This is a genomic window from Methylobacterium sp. A52T (assembly GCF_053346095.1).
This window is the reverse complement of record NZ_JBKFBI010000060.1, coordinates 16,919-32,428: the sequence shown is the minus strand read 5'-3', so window position 1 is coordinate 32,428 and position 15,510 is coordinate 16,919. Positions and strand designations below refer to the sequence as shown.

Below are 15,510 nucleotides of genomic sequence, written 5' to 3'. Positions count from 1 at the left end.
CGAGTCCGCCCCCTGGTGGGAGCGCCGGGGCGGGCCGGGGGCCGCACCCGCACGATCCGCGTCAGGGAAGCCCGGCCCGCAGGCCGGGCTTCTCGCGTTTCGGGACCCGCGGATGAAGTTTTCGCAATCCCCCTGACAAAGCGTCGCCGCGCACCCATGTCCTAGCTGCCATGCGGCGCGTTCGGGCCCGCGGGTGAGATTCGAGGAGGACGACTCCATGAACAGCGAAGAACGCGACGTCATTTCGGGAATCTTCCAGCGGCTGGAGCAGGCGCAGACCCAGCCCCGCGACGCTGAGGCGGAGCGGTTCATCGCCGACAAGCTCCGCGCGCAGCCCTACGCGCCCTACGCGATGGCGCAGCTGATCTACGTGCAGGAAGAGGCGATCAAGAGCCTCAATCAGCAACTGGAGCAGGCCCGCAGCCAGGCGGCCCCGGCCCAGTCCTCCGGGGGCGGCGGCTTCCTGTCGAGCATCTTCGGCGGCGGCAGCCAGCAGCGCCAGGAGCCCCAGCCCGGCTACGGGCAGCCGCGTCCGGGCGGCCAGCCCTGGGGCAACCAGGGCGGCCCGCAGCAGGGTTACCCGCAGCAGGGCTACCCGCAGCAGGGCGGCTACCCGCAGCAGCAGGGCGGCCCGTGGGGCGGCCAGCCCCAGGCGCCGGCGCGCGGCGGCGGCTTCATGGCGACGGCCCTGCCCATGGCGGCCGGCGCGGCGGGCGGCATGCTCCTCGGCAGCGCCCTGTCGAACGCCTTCGCGGGCGGCCATTCGAGCCTCGGCAGCGCCGCGGCCGCCGGTCTCGGCGGTGGGGGCGAGACCGTCGTCAACAACTACTACGGCGATGGCGGCGGCAACCAGGATCTCGGCTCGGCCCTCGACAACAGCGGCGGCGACATGGGCAGCTTCCAGGACGCCGGCTACAGCGATCCGGGCGGTGATTTCGGCGGCGACCTCGGCGGCGGCGACGACAGCGACTGGACCTGATCGTCCCTGAGACGCAGCGGAAGGCCCGGTCGCGTCAGGCGCGGCCGGGCCTTTCTCGTATCCGGAAGGTCCGATCCGCGACCGGGGCCGCGTCTGCCGCTCAGAGGACCTCGACCCGCGTCCCCACCGGCACGCGCTCGTAGAGATCGATGACGTCGTCGTTCATCATGCGGATGCACCCCGACGAGACCGACTGCCCGATCGTGTTCGGCTCGTTCGTCCCGTGGATCCGGTAGAGCGACGAACCCAGGTAGAGGGCGCGGGCGCCCAGCGGGTTCTCCGGTCCGCCGGCCATGTGGCGCGGCAGGTCGGGACGGCGGGCCAGCATCTCGGCCGGCGGCGTCCAGTCCGGCCACTCCGCCTTGCGGCTCACCGTCTTCAGCCCGCTCCAGGCGAAGCCGGGGCGGCCGACGCCGATCCCGTAGCGCAGGGCGCGCTGCCCCGCCTGCACCAGGTAGAGATGCTTGCCGGCGGTGTCGATCACGATGGTGCCGGGCTTCTGACGCCCCGTGAAGGCCACTTCCTGGCGCTGGTACTCCGGGGAGACCGCGCGGCCGATCCGGCCCGGATCCTCCTGGGGCGCACCGTAGGCCTGAGGGGCGCCGGAGGCCTGGCCATAGGGCTGGCCATAGGGCTGGCCGTAAGCCTGCCCGTACGCCTGCCCGTACGCCTGCCCGTACGCCTGCCCGTAACCTTGGGCCGGTTCCGGCTCGACCGGCACCAACTCGCCGGAATAGGCCGCGACCCGCTGCTTCGGCGCCGCGCGCTGCGGCCAGCCGCGCCCGGTCGCGCCGCCGGCGCTGCCGGTGACGAGATACTCGATCAGCCCGCCGCCGTAGCCGCCCTCGGCGTAGCGCGCCTGCTGCGCCCGGGCGGGGCCGCACAGCACCAACGCGGCCGCGGCCACCCCCATTCCCAGACGGACTGAACGCCGCATCGTCGCATGCTCCCGAGCCGGTGCCCGTGCTCCCGGCCCGCGATCGATCCCGTCGAATTTTACCGAATCCGGTGAACGAACGTGGTGAATCGCCGGGGCGACCCGGCCCGTCCCCGGCCCGTCGCGACCAGCGTGAATCGGCGGTTAACCCCCGCCGTGGCCCTGGGCCCCGGCCGCACGGGGCCGGCGGTAACAAGCTCGGCAGTCACAGTCCGCTAACCGTTATGGTAGACAGTCGCGGCGACGGAACCCGAACGCTCACGCCCGGACGATGACCCAGAAGCGCTATCGCATCGAAGACAGTCTCGGGCTTCCCGCGGCTCCCCCTCCCGGGCCCGGGGCGTCCGCCTCGAGCGAGCGCCTGGAGGATATCTTCAACGCCATCCAGGACTTGCGCCGCGTCACGCAGATGAGCGCGAGCGAGACCATCGAATCGTGCCGCCGCGAGCTGCACGAGGCGCTGGCGATGCGCACCGAGCTCGACGTGATGAAGGAGGCGATCACCCGCACCAAGTCGGAGCTGGCGACGCTGCACCGGACCGAGAACACCGGCAAGGGCATGCGCCGGGCGGCCGACGAGCTCGACGCGGTGGTCGACTCGACGGAGCGCGCCACCACGCAGCTCCTCGGCGCGATCGAGGAGATCGAGAGCCACGCCGGCATGCTCAACGCCGCGACGCTGCCGCCCGGCACGAAGCAGCACGTCGACGTGATCCTCGAGCGCGTGATCACCGCCTACGAGGCCTGCAACTTCCAGGACCTGACCGGCCAGCGGATCACCAAGATCGTCAGCGTGATGAAGTTCATCGAGGAGCATCTCGACCGGCTCATCGCCACGTGGTCGGAACTCGACAGCTTCAAGGAGCTCATCACCGTCATGCCGGTGCCGACCTCCCTGGACGACGAGAGCTCGCTGCTCAACGGGCCCAAGCTCGACCACGACATCGGCCACGTCGACCAGAGCGACATCGACTCGCTGTTCGACTGATCGAGCCGACCGGGCGCGCGATTTTTGTCGCCGCCCCGGTCCCCCTGGCGGTCCGGAACGCTTAGATCTGCGGTATGAGCCGCAGAGCCCTCTCAGACCTGCCCCCCGACACCTTCGACGACGGCCGCGACGCCGAGCGGGACGAGACCGCCGACGAGCCGGAAGCCGGCCTCCCCGAGACGGAGGCGCCGGAGATCGATTTCGACTTCGAGCCGGGCGCCGTCCAGGCCGGAACCGAGGTGATCCGCCGGTTCTGGTCGACCCTGCCGTCCTCGCCCGGCGTCTACCGGATGTTCGACCATCGCGGCGACGTCCTCTACGTCGGCAAGGCCAAGAATCTGAAGGCGCGGGTCGGCTCCTACGCGCGGGGCCAGGCGCACTCGAACCGCATCGCCCGGATGATCTCGCAGACGGCGGCGATGGAGTTCGTCACCACGGCGACCGAGACAGAGGCGCTCCTCCTCGAAGCCAACCTGATCAAGCAGCTGAAGCCCCGCTTCAACGTGCTGATGCGGGACGACAAGTCGTTCCCCTACATCCTGGTCACCGACGACGGCCCCGCCCCGCAGATCGTCAAGCACCGGGGCGCCCGGCGCCGGAAGGGCAATTATTACGGCCCGTTCGCCAGCGTCTGGGCGGTGAACCGGACGGTGAACGCCCTGCAGCGCGCCTTCCTGCTGCGCACCTGCACCGACAGCTACTACGAGAACCGCACCCGGCCCTGCCTGCTCTACCAGATCAAGCGCTGCTCCGGCCCCTGCACGGGTGAGATCGCCGCCGACGACTACGCGGCCATGGCGGATTCCGCCCGGGCGTTCCTCGCCGGCAAGTCGAACGCCGTGAAGGACCGGATGCGCGCCGAGATGCAGGAGGCGTCCGAGGCGATGGAGTTCGAGCGCGCCGCCCGGTTCCGCGACCGCATCGCCGCCCTGTCGGCGATCCAGGGCGTGCAGGGGGTCAACACCCAGGGCGTCGAGGAGGCGGACGTGTTCGCCCTCGACGAGCAGGCCGGCCAGTTCTGCATCGAGGTGTTCTTCTTCCGGAACTTCCAGAACTGGGGCAACCGCGCCTATTTCCCGAAGGCCGACCGGACGATGACGCCCGACGAGGTGCTGGGCTCGTTCATCGGCCAGTTCTACGACGACAAGCCCGCGCCCCGCACGGTGCTCACGAGCCACGCGATCGAGGACGCGGAGCTAGTCGCGGCGGCCCTGTCGAGCCGGGTGGAGTACCGCGTCGAGATCCACCGGCCGAGCCGCGGCGAGCGGAAGAACCTCGTCGACTACGCCCAGCGCAACGCCAAGGAGGCGCTCGCGCGACGCCTCGCCGACACGGCCTCGCAGGGCAAGCTCCTCGCCGCCCTCGGCCAGGCCTTCGGGCTCGACGGGGCGCCCCGCCGGATCGAGGTCTACGACAACTCGCACATCATGGGCACGAACGCGGTCGGCGGCATGATCGTCGCCGGCCCGACGGGCTTCATGAAGGCGCATTACCGCACGTTCAACATCAAGTCCGAGGACCTGACCCCCGGGGACGATTACGGCATGATGCGCGAGGTGCTGCAGCGGCGCTTCAAGCGGCTCGTGAAGGAGGCGCCGCGCACCGAGCGCGAGGCGGCCGTGGCCGGCGCCCCGGGGGGGGGGGCGGGGGCGGGGGGGCCCCCCGCCGGGGGGGGGGGGGCGGCGGCGGCCTGGGAGGGGCGGCCCCCGCCCCCGCGGGGGGGGCGGCCGTGCCCCCCGCCGAGGGCGGCGTGCCGGAGCCGGTGGCCGCCCCGGCGGAGGAGAGCGAGGCGTTCCCGGCCTGGCCGGACCTCGTGCTGATCGACGGCGGCAAGGGCCAGCTCGACGCCGCGCGGGCGGCGCTGGAGGAGGTCGGCGTGGCGGGCGTGCCGCTCGTCGGCGTCGCCAAGGGCCGCGACCGGGATGCGGGCCGGGAGACGTTTTTCGTGCCCGGCCGGCCACCCTTCAAGCTTCCGCCGCGCGACCCGACGCTCTACTTCGTGCAGCGGCTCCGCGACGAGGCGCACCGCTTCGCCATCGGCAGCCATCGGGCCAAGCGGAAGCGTGAGATGGTGAAGAATCCGTTGGACGAGATCGCCGGCATCGGTCCGAGCCGCAAGCGCGCGCTGCTGCACCACTTCGGGACCGTGAAGGCGATCGAGCGCGCCGCCTTCGAGGATCTGGCCAAGACCCCGGGCGTGAACGCCGCCACCGCGCGGGCGGTCTACGACTTCTTTCATGCCGGCGCCTGAGAACCCGGCCGCGATGGCCGCGGCGGAATCTGAGGCGTTGACGCCCGGGCCCCGCTCTGATTTCACCCCTGCGATGAACGCCGTCCTTCCCCGACGACGGTCGCCGGCCTGGACGCTCGCGAATTGCCTGACCTACGGGCGCCTCGTTGCCGTGCCGGTGATGGTCGCGCTGCTGTTCTGGCCCGAATCGCACACGGCGCGGTGGACGGCGCTGGGGGTGTTCGTCGCGGCCGCGATCACCGACTACCTCGACGGCTACGTCGCCCGCACCTACCACCAGAGCTCGGCGCTCGGCCGGATGCTCGATCCGATCGCCGACAAGCTGCTGGTCTCGGCCTGCCTGCTGATGCTGGCGGCGGACCACACCATCGTCGGCTCGAACATCTGGGCGGCCATCGTGATCCTGTGCCGCGAGGTGCTGGTATCCGGCCTGCGCGAGTATTTGGCGGAGCTGAAGGTCGGCGTGCCGGTCAGCCGGATCGCGAAGTGGAAGACCACCGTGCAGCTCCTGGCCCTCGGCTTCCTGGTGGCCGGTCCGGCGGGCGAGACGGTGCTCCCGGGAACCGAGCCGATCGGCCTGACGCTCCTGTGGCTCGCCGCCGCGCTCACGCTCTGGACCGGGTGGGACTACATGCGGGCCGGGATCAAGCACGTCATCGACGATCCGCGCTGAGGGATCCGTCTCCGGGACGCGCGGTCCCTGCCCTGACTCCGGTACGGTGATGCGATGAAGCTCGTCTATTTCGCCTGGGTCCGCGAGCGGATCGGCCGCTCCGAGGAGGAGCTGGCGCCGCCGCCGGAGGTCGCCACCGTCGCCGATCTCGTCGGTTGGCTCCGGGGCCGGGGCGAGGAATACGCCTACGCCTTCGAGGATCCCGGCGTCGTCCGCGCCGCGATCGACCGGGCCCACGCCAAGCCGGACGCGCCGATCGCGGGGGCCCGCGAGATCGCCTTCTTCCCGCCGATGACCGGCGGCTGAGTGCCGGCCGCGCCGCGCACGTAGTTCGCCGGGGTTGCAACGGGTCGGCTTCCGCGGTCATTGGCGCCGTCGCTCCGGCTGCACCTCATGCCGAACGGCGCGCGGGCCGAGCCAAGTTCTCTACGGGTTCGGCCCGCCTCAGGACGCGACACGCCGCGGAACGCCCAAGCTGGCATTGCCGTTATCCGCTACCGAAATCGGTATTGGAGTTTCAGCATGCGCATGACCTTGCTCGCGACCGCCGCCCTCTTGAGCCTCGGCGCCGCCGCGCAGGCACAGACCACCGTAATCGAGCGCGACCGCCCGGCCGTCGTCGTCGACCGCCCGGCCTCCGAGTCGAAATCCGTGACCGTCCACGACCACGGCGACGGCTGCGTCACCAAGACGGTGCGCAAGGAGAACGACATGGGCGACTCGAAGACCGTCAAGAAGGAGACCTGCGACTGAGGCAGGGAAGCGGGCCGGGCCGGAGCGCCGTCGACGCCTCCGCCCGGCCGATCCTTTGCCCGGCCGCTTGGTTGCCCGGCGCCGGTCCTAGCGCCAGCCCGCGTCGATGAAGTAGGCGTGGGCCGTACACATCCGGGCGTCGTCCGAGGCCAGGAACAGGACCAGCGCGGCGACGTCCGCCGGCTGGATCCGACCATCCAGGCACTGCGCGGCGACGATCTCCGCCTCGCCCTCCGGCGAGTACCATCGTTCCTGGCGGGGTGTCTGGACGTTGCCCGGCACGATCGCCGCCACCCGGATGTTGTCGCGGCCGAGGTCGCGGGCGAGCGCCCGGGTCATGCCATCGATCGCCGCCTTGGCGGTCTGGTAGAGCGGCATCTCCGTCAGCCCGAGATGCCAGCTGATCGATCCGAAGTTGAGGATCACGCCGCCGCCAGCGCGGCGCATGGGTGGGACCGCCGCCTGGGCCGCGAAGAACAGGTGGCGCAGGTTCACCGCCATCCGGTCGTCCCAGTAGGTGGGCGTCACGTCCGCGAGAGCGTGGCGGTCGTCGTTGCCGGCATTGTTGATCAGGACGTCGAGCCCGCCGAGGGCCGTGTCGGCCTCAGCGACCAGCGCGCGGACCGCCTCGACATCGGTCAGGTCGCAGCGGCAGTAGAGCGGGGCGTGCGCGGCGCCGGGCGCGAGGCGCGCCACCACCGCCCGGGCCGCATCGTCCGCGATATCGCAGAACAGGACGCGGGCGCCCTGCCTCACGAAGGCCTCGACCAGCCCCTCGCCGATGCCCGAGGCACCGCCGGTCACGAGGACGCGCTTGCCGGCGAGGCTCGGATACCGCGCGCGCTGATCGCCCTTCGCCGTCATCGGTTATCCTCGACGTGGTTCGGCCGGCGGAAATTTGTCTGAGTTTATCACGGTGGCCACCCGCCGCAACGGCGGCGCGGCCGTCCGACATTCGCGAAACGTTAACGGTTCGCGAATGAGATCGCCGGGTCTTCTAGAAAGGAACGCCCGATGCCCCTGCGCCTGGAACTCAAGCCGTTCGAGCGGCTGATCATCAACGGCGCGCTGCTCCGCAACGGCGACCGTCGCTCGACCTTCCTGATCGAGACGCAGTGCAAGTTCCTGCGCGAGAGCGAGATCATCACGGAGAGCGAGGCCGACACGGCCTGCAAGCGTCTCCACCTGACGCTGACGGTCATCTACCTCGCCGACGACCCGACGCAGGGCATCGACCTGTTCTTCCGGCAGGCCACGGATCTGCTGGGACTCGCGCCGGCCGCGGCCGGGCAGATCGCCGCGATCGCCCAGGCGGTCGAGGCCGGCGAGTACTACCGATCGCTCAAGCTGAGCCGCAAGCTCGTCGAGTGGGAGGCGGCCGGCGCCGAATCGCCGGCCGAGGTGCCGGACGCCGCAGCGGCTCGCTGACCGGGGCGCGGCCTCAGCCGGGATTGCCCTGGAGGCCGGCGGCGATGTGATTGTTGATCGACACCAGCGTGGCGATCTTCTCCGGCGTGGGAGCGATCATCGTGTCGATGCAGCTCTGGAGCACGAAGACGCCCAGGCGGCCGACACCCTGCTTCACGTCGGCGGGGAGCGGGTTCTCCGCGGACGTGGCCTCGGAGGTCAGAAGCGTCCAGACCCGCTGGTTGAACGACAGGGCCTCGTTGATGCGCCCGGCATCGCCGCTGGCGAGCCCCTGGCTGGCGCCGATCAGCTTCTGCGCCGCCTTGAGCAGCACGGCGGATTCGGCTTCGCGGGGCGACAGCGCGCTGTGGGAGGTCTTGGCGTAGGCGTTGGCGGCGTAGTTCATCGGCGGTCCAGCCCCGTCGTCGGGCCTGCCACTGAGGCAAGCTAGCGCGTAGCTGTCGCAGATCAGGAGTTAAAAGCGCGTGAGCGCCGCATCCGCCATGATGCCGCCGGGTTGGTTATCGACCACGCTGTGCGGCCGAAAGGAACCGGCCCCCGGACCCCAACCCCGATGTTGAATTTCGTTCTCGGAACTGTTGCCGGCGGCCTGATCGCCTGCGTGCTGACCATCGCGGCGGCACGGCAACCCGAAGTGCAGTCCCGGCTGGGGCTCGTACCGGTGGCGCCGGCGACCCTGGCGGCGGTCACGAAACCGGCCGAACCCGATTGCGGCCGGAGGACGGAGCCGACCCCGAAGATCGGCTCCCAGGAGATGTTGTTCAACCGCCAGAGATTCTGGTCGGTCGCGCCGTAATCAGAACGTGCCGATCAGCATGAGCAGCATCGTCGTGGCGACGGTGGTGCTGACGAAACCGCACAGGGCGGCCGCGAAGGACGGACCGGTGCGGGTGACGGTGGGCTCGATGTCGTTCGAGAGCGTGGCGGGGGTCATCGGCGCAGAACCTTCTCGGCGACCAGCGTCGCGCGTATCGGGGTGATGCTTCAGGAACGGGACGGCCGAGGTGCGATCGCGCACCCGGTCAGTCGCAGCGGTTGATTTTCTTGGCGATCCGCAGACCCCGCAGCTCGCTGCGGAGGTCGATGGCCACGACGCCCTCGCCGCATCGCTCGAACGCGTCGCGGGCATCGTCGTAGCGGTCGCCCACCTCGTCGAGCGTGTCGCAGACGCGGTCATGGTTGCCCAGGCGGGCTTCCTGACGCGCCTGGAAGCGCAGGGCGTTCGCCTCGTCGACCTTGCGCTGGGCTTCGATGCAGGACGGCAGGGCCGACGCGGCGGAAGTCAGGGCAAGGCCTGCCAGGAGGCTGGCGAGGCAGCGGGTCAGAGTGACCGACTTGGCACTCACGGGAACACTCACACACGGTTTGTGATGGCAGGTCCGCGGGCGGTCCTGCCGGGCTTCTCGGAGCGGCTCAGGTCCACTCCTTCTCTGTCCGCTGAAACAGTGAAGCTGACGTGAAAGTTCCGCCCCGGATCACCGCTTCCGGCGCAGTCGGGAGGTCAGGATTGCGGAGAGTGGCACGGGGGCCGCACCCATCGGATCGACGCCGACATCGTACTGCTTCGGCATCGGCTTGAGCTTCCCGTGGCTGTGGCCGTGGAGGTTCAGCGCTCCCCGGCTCATGCCGTTCCACGTGCGGAACGCGTAGTGGCAGAGGACCACCATCCGGCCCTCGACGGCGAGCTCCGCGTAGTGCCGGACCGACGCCCAGCCGGGCGCCGTGAGCGTGTCCGGCCCGTCGTTGTTGCCGGCGATCAGGTGCTTCTCGCCGTTCAGTCCGGCGAGGATCGCGCGGATCCGGTCCCCGCTCGGGCCGAGGGCGAAATCGCCGAGGTGCCAGACCGTGTCGCCGGGCGCGACGGTCGCGTTCCAGGCCGCGATCAGGCCGGCATCGTGGGCCTCGAGATCCGGGTAGGGCCGGTGGTCGAAGCGCAGCGCCCGCGGATCGCCGAAATGCGTGTCGCCCGTGAAGAAGATGGTCACCGGTCCGCTCCGCCTCGCCTCATCGCCTTCCTCGGCGCCTTCCTCGGCGCCTCGCCCGGCAACGCCGCCGGACTGCCGCCGAAAGCGGCGCGCGGCCGCGTTGTTCCCGCCGGCCCGCGTCCGCCTGGCGCGTTGACGGCCTGCGCGCGAGGGTCGAAGCCTCGTCGGGCGAGGCGCCAGCGGGAGGGCACGGGGCATGCTGGGAACGGTGGGGTTCGCGTTCCTGGCCGGCCTGCTCTCGGTGCTCTCGCCCTGCGTGCTGCCGCTGATCCCCATCGTGCTCGGCACGGCGGCGGCCGAGCATCGCCTGGGTCCGGTGGCTCTGGCGGCCGGCCTCGCCGTCGCCTTCACGGCCATCGGGCTGTTCGTCGCGACGATCGGCTTCACCATCGGGCTCGACGGCGACGTGTTCCGGCGCGCCGGCGCGATGCTCCTCGTGCTCCTGGGCGTCGTGCTGATGCTGCCGCGGCTCCAGGCCCGGGTCGCGACGGCGGCCGGCCCGGTCGGCGCCTGGGCGGAAGACCGCTTCGGCGGCGTCGGCTCCGGGGGATTGCCCGGCCAATTCGCCGTGGGCCTGCTGCTCGGCGCGGCCTGGAGCCCCTGCGTGGGACCGACCCTGGGGGCGGCCTCGCTCATGGCGGCGCGGGGCGAGCATCTCGGGGGCGTCGCCCTGACCATGCTGGCCTTCGGGATCGGCGCCGCGGCCCCGCTGATGCTCCTGGGCCTCGTCTCCCGCGAGGCGCTGCTGCGCTGGCGCGGCGGCCTCGCCGCGGCCGGCCGGGCCGCGAAGGCCGCGCTCGGCGCCGTCATGGTCGTGCTCGGCCTGCTGGTGCTCACGGGCCTCGACAAGCGGGTCGAGGCCGCGGCCGTCGCGGCCTCGCCGGACTGGCTCAACGCGGTGACGACGCGCTACTGACTCCGCGAAGACCCGGCGAAGACCCGGCGAAGACCCGGCGAAGACCCGGCGAAGACCCGGCGAAGACCCGGCGAAGACCCGGCGAAGACCCCGCGAAGCGTCCAGGTTATCCGGAACGGAGTTCGGCCATGAGCGATGCCCCCCGCCTGACCAGTCTCGCCCACGGCGGCGGCTGCGGCTGCAAGCTCGACCCGGCCACCCTGCGCCAGCTCCTCGCCCAGCAGCCGACGGCGGGCCCGTTCGAGCGGCTCCTCGTCGGCAACGAGACCGCGGACGACGCGGCGGTTTGGGAGCTGGAGGACGGCACCTGCCTCATCGCCACCACGGACTTCTTCACCCCGATGGTGGACGACCCGGTCGATTTCGGCCGGATCGCCGCGACGAACGCCATCTCGGACGTCTACGCCATGGGCGGTCGCCCGCTCTTCGCGCTGGCGATCCTCGGGATGCCGCTCGGCAAGATCGACCCCGAGGTGGTCGCGCGGATCCTGCGCGGCGGCGCGGAGCAATGCGCCGCGGCCGGCATCCCGGTGGCGGGCGGTCACTCGATCGACGCGCCCGAGCCGATCTACGGTCTCGCGGTGATCGGGACCTGCCGCCGCGAGGCGGTGCGGCGCAACGCCGACGCGGTGGCCGGCGACGCCGTCCTGCTCACCAAGGCCCTCGGGGTCGGGGTCTACTCGGCGGCGATCAAGCGGGCGATTCTCGACGAGGCCGGATACCGCGACTTCATCGCGACCACGACGCTGCTCAACCGGATCGGGACCGACCTCGCCGCCGAACCCGCCGTGCACGCCCTCACCGACGTGACCGGATTCGGCATCCTGGGGCACGGCCTCGAGATCGCCCGCGGCGCCGGCCTCACCCTCGCCCTCGAGGCCGACGCCCTCCCCCTCCTGCCCCAGGCGGAGGCGCTGGCGCGCGCCGGCGCCGTCACCGGCGCCTCGCACCGCAACTGGGCGGCGTTCGGCGAGGCGGTGGACCTGCCGGCCGACTTCCCCGAGTGGCGCCGCCACCTCCTGACCGATCCGCAGACCTCGGGCGGGCTGCTGGTGACCTGCTCGGCCGACCGGGCCGACGCGATCCTGGCGCGCATCCGGGCGGCCGGCTACCCGGCGGCGGCCCGGATCGGCCGGATCGACGCTGGCCCGGCGCGGATCCGCGTGGCGGCCTGAAGGGCCGCCCGCCCCGAGAGGCAATCTTCAACCTTCCCGTCCACTCTGCCGCCCCGCACGAGACCCGAGCCGTCGCCAGAGCCGCCGTGACCGACGCCGCAGACATGTCACCGCCCGCCCACGGCGTCGCCGGCTGGCCGTTCGGGCGCAGCGCCGGCGTTCCGGCCCGGCCCGCGTCGCTGCCCGACGGGCATCCGTGGCCGCGGATCCGCGTCGTCACGGTGGCCGGCGCGGATGCCGCCCTGGGCGAGACCGTCGCGTCGGTCCTGCGCCAGGGCTACCCGGAACTGCGGCACGACCTCCTCGACCCGGCGGCCGGCCGCGCCGGGGCGGCGCGCATCCTGGCGGCTCCCGATCCGGAGCACCTGCTCTGGCTCCGCGCCGGCGACCTGCTCGCCCCGGGCGCCCTGACCGCCCTGGCGCTGGAGGCCGCGCTCACGGGCGCCGACGCGGTGGCGGGGCTGCGCGTCCTGTTCGACGACGCCGTCCGCGGCCTCGACGGCCCCGGAGTCGCGGACGGCGGGATCCTCTGGCGGCGGGACGCCCTCGCGGCCCACGCGATCCTCGACGCCGACGGGACGCTCGACGCCGCCTCCGCGTGGTCGGCGATCCCCGAGAATTGCCGGCGCCTGATCGGCCGCCCGGTCCTGCTCCACAGGCTCGACGCGCCGCCGCCCGCGCCCGCCGCCGGCCTGTCGATCGTGTCGCTGACCGGGACCGGCACCCGCGGGGGCGCGGGCGTGGCTCAGCGCCGCCTCGCCGAGGCGCTGACGCTGGCGGGCCACCGGGTCGCGGAGGTGACGCTGAGCGGCCGCCCGGAGGCCGCCGAGTGGAGCGACGACTTCCCGCGGGCGGAGGCCGTGATCGCGGCGGCCGCCCCCGATCTCGTCCTCGCCGGCAACCTGCACGGCGCCACCCGCAGCCTCGACGTGGTCGGCCGCCTGGCGCGGCGCGGTCCGGTCGGCCTCGTGCTGCACGACCTCTTCCCCCTGACGGGCCGGTGCGCCCACCCCCGCGACTGCGGGCGCGCCGCGTCCGGCTGCGACGCCGCCTGCCCCGGCCCGGACGAGTACCCGGAGCTGGCGCCCGGCCGAATCGCCGGGATGCACGAGCGCAAGCGCGCGGTGCTCGCCGGCGCCGCATCCGGATCCTCGACGCGCTCCTCCGCGCCCTGGCTGCTGGCCAATTCCGACTGGACGCTGGCGCGGGCACGCGAACTAGCACCGCCCGGCAGCGTGATCGAGCCCGTGCGGCTGGCCTTCCCGACCGCTGTGTTCCGCCCCGGCGATCGCGCGGCGCTGCGCGGCACGCTCGGCCTGCCGGCCGACGACGTCCTTATCCTCGTGTCCTCGGTCATCGTCGACGGGCCCGACAAGGGTTTCGCCGACCTCAGGGCCGCGCTCCAGGCCGTGGCGGGGCCGGGCGTCGGCGTGGTGGCGATCGGCCGGCTCGACGACCCGGCCCGGCTCGGCGTCGCGAACCTGTACGCGCCCGGCCTCATCGCCGACGAGGCGCTCCTGGCCGCGTGGTACGGGGCCTGCGACCTCCACGTCACCGCCAGCCGTCACGAGACCCTCGGGCAGACGCCCATCGAGGCCGGCCTGTGCGGGGTGCCGACGCTCGCCTACCGCACCTCCGGCCTGACCTCAGCCGTGATCGACGGCGTGTCGGGCCGCCTCGTGCCGGTTCGGCCGGGCGCCCTCGCCGAGGCGTTGGCCGCGCTGGTCGGCGACCGCGAGGCGCGGGCGCGGCTCGGCGCTTTCGCGCGCATCGCCCTGGAGAGCCGCTACAGCCCGGCCGCCTCCGCGCTGTCGCTGGACGCGGTCTTCCGGCGTCACGGTCTGCCGAGCGCCCCGACGGTCCCGCGCTTCGCCCCCGGGATGCTCGGGCACTTCCCCTTCGCGGCGGCCCTGCGGGCGGGCGCGGCCGGCACCGTTCCGGCGGTCTCGCGCCCGCTCGTGCGCCGGCTGCGCCGGGCCAAGCAGATGGTCTTCGGGCGTCGGATGCCGCTCCTCGTGCGCCGGTGCCTCTACCTCGCCGGCGCGCTGCGCCGGAGCCGGCCGTGACGGCCCGCGGCGACACGGCGGGCGGCCCGCGGGCGGCGCCGACTCGGCGGCGGATCTACCTCGATCAGACCCATCTGCGCGCCCACGTGACGGGGATCGAGCGGGTCACCCTCGACCTGTTCGCCCCGGACCGGCTCGCCCCGCACGCGGTGCGGCCGGTGACCGCGGGCTCCCTGCCCGGCATGATCGCCGCGCAGCAGCTCGGCCTGCCGGCGCGGGCGCTGATGGATCGGGACGCCCTGTTCCTGTTCCCGGGCTTCCCGCCCGGGCCGCTCTGCGCCGTCGCGGCGTCGCGCTGCCTGCTCTACGTCCACGACACCTTCCTGCTCACGCGGACGGAGGATCTGAGCCTGCGCAGCCGGCTCTACATGAGCCCCAGCTTCGCCCTGGCCCTGCGCTGGTGCCCGAACCTGTTCGTCAACAGCCGCACCACCGGGGCGGACGTGCGCGCGCTCTGCGCCCCGCGCGCCCGCGTCGCCCTGCTGCGGCCCCCCGTCCGCGACGCCTTCGGGCTCGCGGACCTGCCGGGACCGGCGGCCTACGCGCCGGGCCGGCCGCTGCGCATCCTGGCCATCGGCACCATCGAGCCGCGCAAGAACTATCCGGCGACCCTCGCGCTGACGGCGGCTTTGATCCGCGCCGGCATCCCGGCGGAGCTCCACCTCGTCGGCCGGATCGGCTGGGGGCAGCACGCCTTCCTGGAGGCACCGCCGCCGTTCCTGCACCGCCACGGGTACCTCGCCGACGCCGAGCTGCGCGCCCTCGCGGGGTCGTGCCACCTGCTGGTCTCCACCTCCAAGGCGGAGGGGCTCGGCCTGCCGCTGCTGGAGGTGCAGCACGGCGGCCTGCCGGTGTTGGCGCCGGACGACCCGGTGTTCCGGGAGGTCCTGGGGGCGTCGGCCCTGCTGATCCGGCCGGAGGAGCCCGACGCGGCCGCGGGCGCCCTCGCCGGCTGGATCCGCGACGGCGTCCTGGCCCGCGCCGCCGGAATGAGTCGGGCCAACGTCGCGCGCTGGAACGCACTCGCGGCCGAGGACGGCGCGCGCTTCCGGCGCTTCCTGGCCGGCGATCCCGCGGCCTACGATGCGCTGGAGTCAATTGTCGCACACGCGGGCGCCGCCTGAAGCGGGCTGCGTAGTCCCCAACAAATCGGGAACTTTTCACCCCCGATTGTCGTGACAGTTAGGACTGCATCTGTAAGCGATATCTGCCAGCTTCCTGAAGCAAGTGCCACATCGGGGCGACACTACTGGTCCGGTATGTTGATTGCTGGGCTCCCGAAGAAGGCAGCGCCTCGGGCGGGCGCCTGTTCCAGATCGGCACGGAGCTGGTCAGAAAGGGAACGGGCGACGGGGCGGG

Annotated in this window: 17 protein-coding genes and 1 pseudogene; 12 read left to right on the top strand and 6 right to left on the bottom strand. The window is 72.6% G+C overall.

Features of this window, described 5'->3' with window-relative positions:
• The first annotated feature begins 217 nt into the window (after positions 1-217).
• Positions 218-979: a DUF2076 domain-containing protein gene (locus ACLBYE_RS15985; RefSeq protein ID WP_447694906.1), complete on the top strand. Its 762-nt coding sequence runs from the start codon at positions 218-220 to the stop codon at positions 977-979.
• Between the two features lie 100 nt (positions 980-1,079).
• On the opposite strand, the gene ACLBYE_RS15980 is transcribed toward ACLBYE_RS15985, so the two are convergent.
• Complete coding sequence (locus tag ACLBYE_RS15980; RefSeq protein ID WP_447694905.1) at positions 1,080-1,916, bottom strand: L,D-transpeptidase; 837 nt, start codon at positions 1,914-1,916, stop codon at positions 1,080-1,082.
• Between the two features lie 271 nt (positions 1,917-2,187).
• On the opposite strand from ACLBYE_RS15980, the gene ACLBYE_RS15975 reads away from it, so the two are divergent.
• The 5 genes and pseudogenes from ACLBYE_RS15975 (at position 2,188) to ACLBYE_RS15955 (ending at position 6,581) form a co-directional block, all read left to right on the top strand.
• Positions 2,188-2,904, top strand: coding sequence for a protein phosphatase CheZ (locus ACLBYE_RS15975; protein WP_447694904.1), 717 nt, complete (start codon positions 2,188-2,190; stop codon positions 2,902-2,904).
• A 74-nt stretch (positions 2,905-2,978) separates the two neighbouring features.
• A pseudogene (gene uvrC, locus ACLBYE_RS15970) lies at positions 2,979-5,155 on the top strand (excinuclease ABC subunit UvrC).
• Between the two features lie 73 nt (positions 5,156-5,228).
• Positions 5,229-5,828 (top strand): CDP-diacylglycerol--glycerol-3-phosphate 3-phosphatidyltransferase, encoded by a 600-nt coding sequence (pgsA, locus tag ACLBYE_RS15965; protein WP_020090647.1) that lies wholly within the window; start codon positions 5,229-5,231, stop codon positions 5,826-5,828.
• 54 nt (positions 5,829-5,882) lie between these two features.
• On the top strand, positions 5,883-6,134 hold the full coding sequence (moaD, locus tag ACLBYE_RS15960) for a molybdopterin converting factor subunit 1 (protein ID WP_029357972.1): 252 nt from the start codon (positions 5,883-5,885) through the stop codon (positions 6,132-6,134).
• A gap of 216 nt (positions 6,135-6,350) precedes the next feature.
• Positions 6,351-6,581 carry a hypothetical protein gene (locus ACLBYE_RS15955; protein ID WP_020090649.1) on the top strand — a complete coding sequence of 77 codons (231 nt, stop codon included), beginning with the start codon at positions 6,351-6,353 and terminating at the stop codon, positions 6,579-6,581.
• 87 nt (positions 6,582-6,668) lie between these two features.
• Here the strand turns inward: ACLBYE_RS15955 and ACLBYE_RS15950 are convergent, their stop codons facing one another.
• Positions 6,669-7,445: an SDR family NAD(P)-dependent oxidoreductase gene (locus ACLBYE_RS15950; RefSeq protein WP_447694903.1), complete on the bottom strand. Its 777-nt coding sequence runs from the start codon at positions 7,443-7,445 to the stop codon at positions 6,669-6,671.
• Positions 7,446-7,595: 150 nt separating this feature from the next.
• Here ACLBYE_RS15950 and ACLBYE_RS15945 point away from each other — a divergent pair, with 150 nt between their 5' ends.
• A complete protein-coding gene (locus tag ACLBYE_RS15945) occupies positions 7,596-8,009 on the top strand; it encodes a flagellar biosynthesis repressor FlbT (RefSeq protein WP_056531717.1) in 414 nt (137 codons plus the stop codon).
• 13 nt (positions 8,010-8,022) lie between these two features.
• Here ACLBYE_RS15945 and flaF read toward each other — a convergent pair whose 3' ends face one another.
• Positions 8,023-8,394: a flagellar biosynthesis regulator FlaF gene (gene flaF, locus ACLBYE_RS15940; RefSeq protein WP_020090652.1), complete on the bottom strand. Its 372-nt coding sequence runs from the start codon at positions 8,392-8,394 to the stop codon at positions 8,023-8,025.
• Positions 8,395-8,562: 168 nt separating this feature from the next.
• On the opposite strand from flaF, the gene ACLBYE_RS15935 reads away from it, so the two are divergent.
• Complete coding sequence (locus tag ACLBYE_RS15935) at positions 8,563-8,805, top strand: hypothetical protein (RefSeq protein ID WP_020090653.1); 243 nt, start codon at positions 8,563-8,565, stop codon at positions 8,803-8,805.
• Here ACLBYE_RS15935 and ACLBYE_RS15930 read toward each other — a convergent pair whose 3' ends face one another.
• The 3 genes from ACLBYE_RS15930 to ACLBYE_RS15920 form a co-directional block, all read right to left on the bottom strand.
• Entirely contained in the window at positions 8,806-8,943 is a 138-nt protein-coding gene (locus tag ACLBYE_RS15930) for a hypothetical protein (RefSeq protein ID WP_020090654.1), read from the bottom strand.
• Positions 8,944-9,031: 88 nt separating this feature from the next.
• On the bottom strand, positions 9,032-9,355 hold the full coding sequence (locus ACLBYE_RS15925) for a hypothetical protein (RefSeq protein ID WP_012322287.1): 324 nt from the start codon (positions 9,353-9,355) through the stop codon (positions 9,032-9,034).
• 129 nt (positions 9,356-9,484) lie between these two features.
• On the bottom strand, positions 9,485-9,994 hold the full coding sequence (locus tag ACLBYE_RS15920) for a hypothetical protein (protein ID WP_056531711.1): 510 nt from the start codon (positions 9,992-9,994) through the stop codon (positions 9,485-9,487).
• Between the two features lie 196 nt (positions 9,995-10,190).
• Here ACLBYE_RS15920 and ACLBYE_RS15915 point away from each other — a divergent pair, with 196 nt between their 5' ends.
• The 4 genes from ACLBYE_RS15915 to ACLBYE_RS15900 all read left to right on the top strand — a co-directional run bounded on the left by ACLBYE_RS15915 (position 10,191) and on the right by ACLBYE_RS15900 (position 15,275).
• Positions 10,191-10,910 carry a cytochrome c biogenesis CcdA family protein gene (locus ACLBYE_RS15915; RefSeq protein ID WP_447694902.1) on the top strand — a complete coding sequence of 240 codons (720 nt, stop codon included), beginning with the start codon at positions 10,191-10,193 and terminating at the stop codon, positions 10,908-10,910.
• 128 nt (positions 10,911-11,038) lie between these two features.
• Positions 11,039-12,085, top strand: a complete 1,047-nt coding sequence (selD, locus tag ACLBYE_RS15910) for a selenide, water dikinase SelD (protein ID WP_447694901.1) — start codon at positions 11,039-11,041, stop codon at positions 12,083-12,085.
• Between the two features lie 86 nt (positions 12,086-12,171).
• A complete protein-coding gene (locus tag ACLBYE_RS15905; RefSeq protein ID WP_447694900.1) occupies positions 12,172-14,151 on the top strand; it encodes a glycosyltransferase in 1,980 nt (659 codons plus the stop codon).
• Positions 14,148-15,275, top strand: a complete 1,128-nt coding sequence (locus ACLBYE_RS15900) for a glycosyltransferase (protein WP_447694899.1) — start codon at positions 14,148-14,150, stop codon at positions 15,273-15,275. Before ACLBYE_RS15905 ends, ACLBYE_RS15900 begins: the two co-directional genes overlap by 4 nt.
• The last annotated feature ends 235 nt before the right edge of the window (positions 15,276-15,510 follow it).